General features: G+C 65.1%; 8 protein-coding genes and 1 pseudogene. 6 read left to right on the top strand and 3 right to left on the bottom strand.

The window, feature by feature from the left end:
- Positions 1-189 (bottom strand): annotated as a pseudogene (locus EES42_RS17230) (integrase core domain-containing protein); the annotation flags it as partial.
- 233 nt (positions 190-422) lie between these two features.
- On the bottom strand, positions 423-734 hold the full coding sequence (locus EES42_RS17225) for a hypothetical protein (RefSeq protein WP_124719078.1): 312 nt from the start codon (positions 732-734) through the stop codon (positions 423-425).
- A gap of 530 nt (positions 735-1264) precedes the next feature.
- Between EES42_RS17225 and EES42_RS17220 the strand changes: the two genes are divergently transcribed.
- The 5 genes from EES42_RS17220 to EES42_RS45605 all read left to right on the top strand — a co-directional run bounded on the left by EES42_RS17220 (position 1265) and on the right by EES42_RS45605 (position 4657).
- Complete coding sequence (locus EES42_RS17220; protein ID WP_241196425.1) at positions 1265-1966, top strand: tyrosine-type recombinase/integrase; 702 nt, start codon at positions 1265-1267, stop codon at positions 1964-1966.
- Positions 1963-2325, top strand: coding sequence for a site-specific integrase (locus tag EES42_RS46165; protein ID WP_241196424.1), 363 nt, complete (start codon positions 1963-1965; stop codon positions 2323-2325). Before EES42_RS17220 ends, EES42_RS46165 begins: the two co-directional genes overlap by 4 nt.
- The gene (locus tag EES42_RS45615) at positions 2322-3563 is read left to right on the top strand and encodes a hypothetical protein (RefSeq protein ID WP_206433487.1); all 1242 of its coding nucleotides are present in this window, start codon (positions 2322-2324) and stop codon (positions 3561-3563) included. The genes EES42_RS46165 and EES42_RS45615 overlap by 4 nt, the downstream gene beginning before the upstream one ends.
- Positions 3564-3611: 48 nt before the next feature.
- Entirely contained in the window at positions 3612-4193 is a 582-nt protein-coding gene (locus EES42_RS45610; protein WP_206433486.1) for a site-specific integrase, read from the top strand.
- Between the two features lie 257 nt (positions 4194-4450).
- A complete protein-coding gene (locus tag EES42_RS45605; RefSeq protein ID WP_206433485.1) occupies positions 4451-4657 on the top strand; it encodes a hypothetical protein in 207 nt (68 codons plus the stop codon).
- A 206-nt stretch (positions 4658-4863) separates the two neighbouring features.
- Here the strand turns inward: EES42_RS45605 and EES42_RS17210 are convergent, their stop codons facing one another.
- Positions 4864-5805 carry an alpha/beta fold hydrolase gene (locus tag EES42_RS17210; protein ID WP_124719077.1) on the bottom strand — a complete coding sequence of 314 codons (942 nt, stop codon included), beginning with the start codon at positions 5803-5805 and terminating at the stop codon, positions 4864-4866.
- Between the two features lie 116 nt (positions 5806-5921).
- On the opposite strand from EES42_RS17210, the gene EES42_RS17205 reads away from it, so the two are divergent.
- On the top strand, positions 5922-6902 hold the full coding sequence (locus EES42_RS17205; protein WP_124719076.1) for a helix-turn-helix transcriptional regulator: 981 nt from the start codon (positions 5922-5924) through the stop codon (positions 6900-6902).
- The last annotated feature ends 49 nt before the right edge of the window (positions 6903-6951 follow it).

Genomic DNA, 6951 nt, shown 5'->3' with positions numbered 1-6951 from the left:
GGTGTATTGCCCTGTGAGGTTGGGGACGCGGCTGGCGGGTGGTTTGCCTGCGAGCGCGGTGTGTCCGCGGGGGTGATTGTAGGTGTGCAGCCACTGCGGGAACGCGTCGCGTCGTTCTGCTTCTGAGCGGTAGGGGCGGGCGTAGGCCCATTCGTCGAGCAGGGTGCGGTTGAGGCGTCTCCCGCCACTGACCGCCCGCCTTGAACCGCCAGATCACGCCCTCGAACCGCTACCGAAGCCGCTCGGGGTACGGGCCGTACTCGCCGATGGGCAGGTACGGCTCGATGAACTCCCAATCCGTGTGCGCCAGTTGCACTCGCGTCATGCAAGACATCTACCGGTCCAGGCACCGCCCCGAGGGCGAATCCCGCAGATTGATCACGACTCGATGCGCGCCCTAGTTCACCTCTCCCCGAGTTGGCTCAGTATCCGCCGTAGCCGCCGGGTACGCCCACCACGACAATGGCTACGCGGCCGTAGCCGTTGTCGTACCCGTTGCCGTAGCCGTTGTCGTACCCGTTGCCGTAGCCGTAGCCGTACCCGTTGCCGTAGCCGTAGCCGTACCCGCCGCAGTCATCCCACCAGCCGCACCGGTCGTAGGAGTGGCTAGCCGCGGAGGTCGCGTGGGCAGGGGCGGCCGCAGCTACCCCTCCGGCACCAACGGCGGCGCCACCAGCCAGCATCACACCGGCGGCGGCTACAGCGAGGGAACGCTTGATATGAGGTGCTCGCATGAGTCTCTACCTTTCCTTCCGCCACCGAAGATGGCAGGCGGGTGTCCACAGCGCATGCAAGACATACGGTGCGGTGCGGTTCGCAGAGGTCACAGCTCCAAACGGGAACACGTCTCGCCGCTCATTGGTTCCGGTCCTTCCGGAATCTTGTCGCCCAAGGCGCGCCCCGGTTGCGACTCTCACAGGCATCACGTTAGTAGCACATACCCTCTCCAGCATCTTGAGCAGAAGTCTGCCCAATTCCGCAGGTCAGCGGTCTGCGGTCAGGCCCGAGCCATGACGTCCCCCCTGACGCCGTCCCTCTTCGACGGTGACGCCCCAGAGCCCACACCACCCGCATGGAGTATGGGCGAGAAGTGGAGACACAAGGCACGGCTGGCCAGTGAGGCACCTCTTACCAAGCAGACCTATTATCGAACATGTGATCGACCTTCCGCCTGACCTGCCACGCCTCCGGAGCCTAGAAGTTACGTGGAATCAACCGGGGTGATCATGATCCTCGGTGCCCACGAACCGAGGGAAAGCGTGAGATGACCCCGATAGAGAAGTGGCCGGTGTTTCGCCGCCACGACCAGGCTGCTGCCTGTCTCCAGATCTGGAGCGACCTGGGGCGAGCGCCCCGAACGATCGAGGCTTACGCCCGAGGGCTCGGTGAGTATCTCCTCCTCTGCGAGCGATCAGGCGTCGACCCAGTGACTGCGAACCGCGCTGACGTGGCGGTTTACGTCCGGGAGCTGACCTCACGGCCACACCACCGCGGTGCGAACGTGATCTCGATGGACTCAGGAGTTGGCCTGGCCAACGCGACGATCCAGCAACGACTGGTACCAGTGCGGCTGTTCTACGACCACCTCATCGAGGAAGGGCTGCGGAGCTCCAACCCGGTGGGCCGAGGTCGATACACACCTGGCCGGCGGCGCGGAGGCCAGGCGAAGGGGCTGGTGCCCCGGTTGACAAAACTGCCCTGGATTCCCGACGAGGATCAGTGGCTGCGTATCCTCCACGTCGCTCAGTCGGAGCCAGTGCGCAACCGTCTGATGCTGGCGCTCGCCTATGACGCCGCATTGCGCCGTGAGGAGCTGTGTCTCCTGCGCACCGACGACGTGGATCCCTCCCGCCGAACGCTGCGAATCCGCGCGGAGACCACGAAGAACCGGCTGGAGCGCGTGGTCCCCTATTCCGCGACAGCCGGAGTGTGTTGTCCCAGTACCTCAGGCACAGAGCCACCTTGACGCGCTCCCGTGGGCTGCTGTTTCTGTCGGAGTCCAGGCGCAACTACGCGGAGCCGTTGACGCTGTGGACGTGGTCGAAGGTGGTTCGCCGGATCGCGCTGGCGGCAGATGTTGAGCGGTTCTCGACCCACACCACGCGGCATCTCTGCCTGACCGACTTGGCTCGGATGGGCTGGGAGCTCCACGAAATCGCCACGTTCGCCGGTCACCGGCAGACGGATTCGACGCTGCAGTACATCCACCTATCCGGTCGCGAGCTGGCTGACAATCTGCGCGGCGGAATGGAGCACATCCACGCCTGGCGTGTGCAGACTCTCGCGGGCGAGACCGCCCAGCTGGGTTCGGAGGTGGCCCGGTGACGATGCCCCTTCCGCGCTCCGGCGGAGAGGCCGACCGGTGGGGCTCGCCGATCCGAGATCAGTGTTACGACCGGCTGCCGCTCATGTTTGCCTCTGAGAGTCGAGCCATCAGCGAACTGGGCCTGTCCAATCTGCGCCGGCTGGGCGGCTTCGACGCGATGTCGCCGAGTTGGGAAGCTCTCGCGCGCCTCTTGGAACCGCTGGAGACGATCGACGCGAGCTTCGACGTCCCTTCCTCCACCGAACCCATGGCGAGAAGCCGGGCCGACGCCATAGCCGTCCTGCTTCTGCGGTGCAGAGACACAGGGAGGCCCTACTGGAACTGGTCCAGCGACGAGTGGGGCCTCCTGGTCGGCCAGAGCGAGACGGATTTCCGTCGCCGTGTGCCGGGCTGGGCAGAGCGGTCCACACGCTCCTTCCTTATCGCTTACGCCTACCACCTCGGGCCAGTCGGGATCGTCACGAGCGCGGGAAGGCTGAACCGAGCCATGCTGGCAGCCCGCGTGTTCGGACACGATCTCGTGGACCAAGGGGTGGGGCACATCCGAGCGGTGCTGAGCCAGTGGGGCTACCAGTACGGTCGCGACGACAGCAAAGGCATCACGTCCGTCGTGTGCCAGCTCTTTCTGATCAACCGAAGCCCGCATGTCGAGGACTTCACCACGGCCTTGTTCGAGCGCGTCCGGAGCGAAGACCTGCTCACCCCTGGCATCCGGGCCCTGGTGTATCCGGTCCAGCGCGCTGTCGCATTCTTGGGGTTCTGCGACGGGCCACCGCGCGTCGTGACGAGCTCGGTCATGAAGACGACGGATGTGCCGCCGGTCTGGGGCGAGTGGGTCGAACGCTGGTACAACACCTCGACCCTCACACCCAAGGTGCGCCGCACTTACCGAGCACAACTGCTCATGGCCGGCAGGTGGCTCGTGGAGCGTCATCCGGAGGCAGCCGACCCTCGGGAGTGGACGCGCCAGGTCTGTGCGGACTGGGTGGCAGCCGTTGACCGTATGCAGGTAGGTGAGTATGCGGTGCGGACGGCCTCGCTTGGCGATCGCATCGGGCAGCCTCTGGGGGCCTCGACGAAGGACGGCTACATCGCGACTGTCCGGACCTTCTTCCGCGACTGCCAGGAGTGGGAATGGCTTCCTCTGCGGTTCGACCCGCAACGTGCTCTCGGCACCCCTCGAAGCATCAGGGATGTCATCGGCCCCGACCCTCGCGTGATCTCTGACGACATCTAGGCCAAGCTCCTCTGGGCCGGCCTGAACCTGGAATCCGCAGATCTATTCGTGAGCGGCTCCGGGCATTACTACCCGATGGAGCTGGTCCGGGCCATCACGATGACGTGGCTCTTCGCCGGGCTGAGGAGTAACGAGATCGCCCGGTTGCGAGCTGGGTGCATCCGCTGGCAACACCAAGGAAAGCCCATCCCAGGAGACTCACAACAGGTCTTGACGGAGGACGCTGTCTGTCTTCTGGACGTGCCGGCCCACAAGACAGGAACGGCGTTCACGAAACCCGTCGACCCGCTCCCCGGCCAGGCCATCAGCGCTTGGCAGGCCGTCCGACCTGAGCAGCCGAAGGCGGCGGACCGGCGCACCGGAGAGCAGGTGGACTTCCTGTTCTCCATACGGGCCCGCGCCATCTCCTCCACGTACATCAACGGCACCATCATTCCGATGCTGCGGCAGAAGGCGGGTGTCCCGGCGTCTGACGTCCGTGGAGTTATCACCAGCCACAGGGCACGTTCGACCATTACGAGTCAGCTCTACAACGCCAAGGAGCCCATGACTCTGAGCTGCAAGCCTGGCTCGGGCACCGCTCGCCCGAATCAACGCAGCACTACGCGAAGATCAGCCCAAACACGCTGACCAAGGCGTACAAGGACGCTGGCTACTTCGCCCGCAACACCCGCACTATCGAGGTCCTCGTCGATCGTGAGGCAGTAGCTTCCGGCGCGGCAGCAGCCGGCGAACCGTGGCAGCACTACGACCTTGGTCACGGATTCTGTACCTACTCCTTCTTTGAGCAGTGCCCCCACCGCATGGCGTGCGCGCGATGCGACTTCTACACACCGAAACAATCCAGCAAGGGGCAACTCCTGGAGGCGAAAGACAACCTGCAGAGGATGCTCGCCAGCATCCCCCTTACCGACGACGAACGAGATGCCGTCGACGACGGCCAGGTCGCCCTCGACCGGCTGCTCGACCGGCTCACAGACGTCCCCACCCCTGCCGGACCAACACCTCGACAGATCGGTGCGCCGGCCTCCGCGACGTTCCTTCCACTGATCAATGCCGCAGGCCGTACCGGTGACTGCGGCGGATGCGGCTGAGACTATTGCCGCCGTGACAACACACCGATACAACGGCAGCCAGGTGCTCTTCCGACAGGCCAAGGCGCGGTCGATCGAGGCACAGCGATTCGCCCGAGAATCAAAGCAGGAGCAGGCCGCGCGACCTGGCCCACCCCCACGTCCGGCTGTCATCGGTGTGATGCGAGAACTCGGCCTTCAGGTGATACGAACCGGATCACGAGACACTAGCCCTGCCGGTTCAGCCATTCTGAAATCACGCGGTTGGTTTCTTCGGGCATTTCCCCCTGGATCCAGTGACCGCAGTCCAGGCCGACCACTTCCACGTTGGGCACAAACTCTGCCAGTCTTTCGAACCTCGGGCTCGCGACGTCCTGGTCCCCATAGATCATGAGGGTGGGCTGCTTGATGATCGGGTCCGCGTCCGCCAGCTGGTGCCAGTTACGGTCGAGGTTCCTGTACCAGTTGATGCCGCCGGTGAATCCCGACGTCTCGAACGCGGAGATGATGACGGCCAGGTCACTCTCGGTCATAGCGGGCTCACCGAGCGGTGTTTCCGCCTTGGCGAGATTGATGAAGGCCATGCCCGGCTCAGGGGGCGCGGGGGGCACGTTCTTCCGGTAGAGGTTGCGGATGAACTGGGCGGGGTTGGCATCGAACACGGCGTCCGCGACGCCCGGCTGCCGGTTGAAGTGGACGAAGTAGAAGTCGCCGCCGAGGAACTGTTCCATGACCTCGATCCACGGTGTTTCTCCGCGTTCCATGTAAGGCAGGCTCAGGTTGATCAACTTGTTCACCCGGTCGGGGTGCAACTGGGCCAGACTCCAGACGACGAACGCACCCCAGTCGTGGCCGACGAAGGTGGCGTCCTCGTAGCCATAGTGGTCCAGGAGCGCGACGAGGTCGCCCGTCAGGTGCTCGATGTCGTAGTCGGTCACCTCGGTCGGGCGGGAGGAGTTGCCATATCCCCGCTGGTTCGGTGCGATGACGTGGTAGCCGGCTGCGGCGAGGACGGGCATCTGGCGACGCCAGGTGATGGCGTGCTCCGGCCAGCCGTGGCAGAGCACGATGGGCTTGCCCTTGTTTTCTCGGCCTGCTTCGAAGACTTCGAGCTCCACACCGTTGACCTGGATGAGGGTGGGCTCGGGAAATTCTGCTTGGTTGAACACTGCATTTCCTCTCTGAGGGCGTTCGCCGGTGGTCGACCTCCTCGATGAGGTCATGTCGCCAGCTTGCTACTCAAACCGGTCACCGTGTGACCGGTTTTTATGAGAGTTTTGTCCGTATGCGATCCGATCGGCTGGTGGCCATACTCCTCTTGCTCCAACGGCGCGAGCAGGTGACAGCCGCGGAGGTCTCCCGGGAGCTGGAGGTCTCCGAGCGCACCGCCCGCCGTGACCTCGACGCCCTGGCCATGGCCGGGGTGCCCGTGTACTCCGTGCAAGGCCGAGGCGGCGGCTGGCGCCTGGTGGGCGGCGCTCGTACCGACCTGTCCGGGTTGACCGCCAGTGAGGCACGCGCCCTGTTCCTGGCTGTCGGTCCGGCCTCGGATGCGACGCCGGCGATGAAAGCAGCTCTGCGTAAGCTCGTCCATGCTCTACCGAAGCCCTTCCAGGTGCAGGCCGAGGCAGCGGCGTCGTCGCTGGTCGTAGACCCGCAGCGATGGGGGGCGAGCCGGATCGAGCACCGGCCGCCTCGCTTCCTCGACGAACTCCAGGACGCGGTGATCCGCGGCGTCCAGGTGTCGCTCGGCTACGTCGACAGCAAAGGCGTCGAAACCCGCAGAACCGTCCACCCGCTGGGCATCGTCGCCAAAGGTCCTGTGTGGTACCTCGTCTCCAACACCGAGGCCGGCCGACGGGTCTTCCGGATCGACCGCGTGTCGTCCGCCGACCCGACCGGCGACCCTGTGCACCGACCCGGGGACTTCGACCTTGCCGAGAGTTGGAACGAGATCGCCAAAGAGGTCGATCGCAAACGAACGCCGCTGGAGGTCCAGGCGGTATGCACACCCGACGGGATAGGCATACTCCGGATGGCGCTCGGCGACCGGCTCGACGTGGGAGGTTCCACGACCGACGGCCGCATCGAGGTCGTGATCCGCGGCCCCAACGAGTACATCCTCGCCGGCGAGCTCTCCGGGCTGGTCGAATGGGTCGAGGTGACCAGCCCTCCGGGTGTCCGAGACCGCCTGGCCTCGATCGGCAACGCCCTCGTCGAACGATACGGCCGGCCGCGCACCAGCGGAGACCTTCACCCTTCCTGAAGCGGACGAGGCAGGGCTTCGAGAACAGTTCCGCTCAATAGCGTGGGTT

Source organism: Streptomyces sp. ADI95-17, assembly GCF_003846175.1.
GTDB classification, from domain to species: Bacteria; Actinomycetota; Actinomycetes; order Streptomycetales; family Streptomycetaceae; genus Streptomyces; species Streptomyces sanglieri.
Note: the sequence above shows the minus strand (reverse complement) of the source record. Positions and strands in the feature narration are given on the sequence as shown.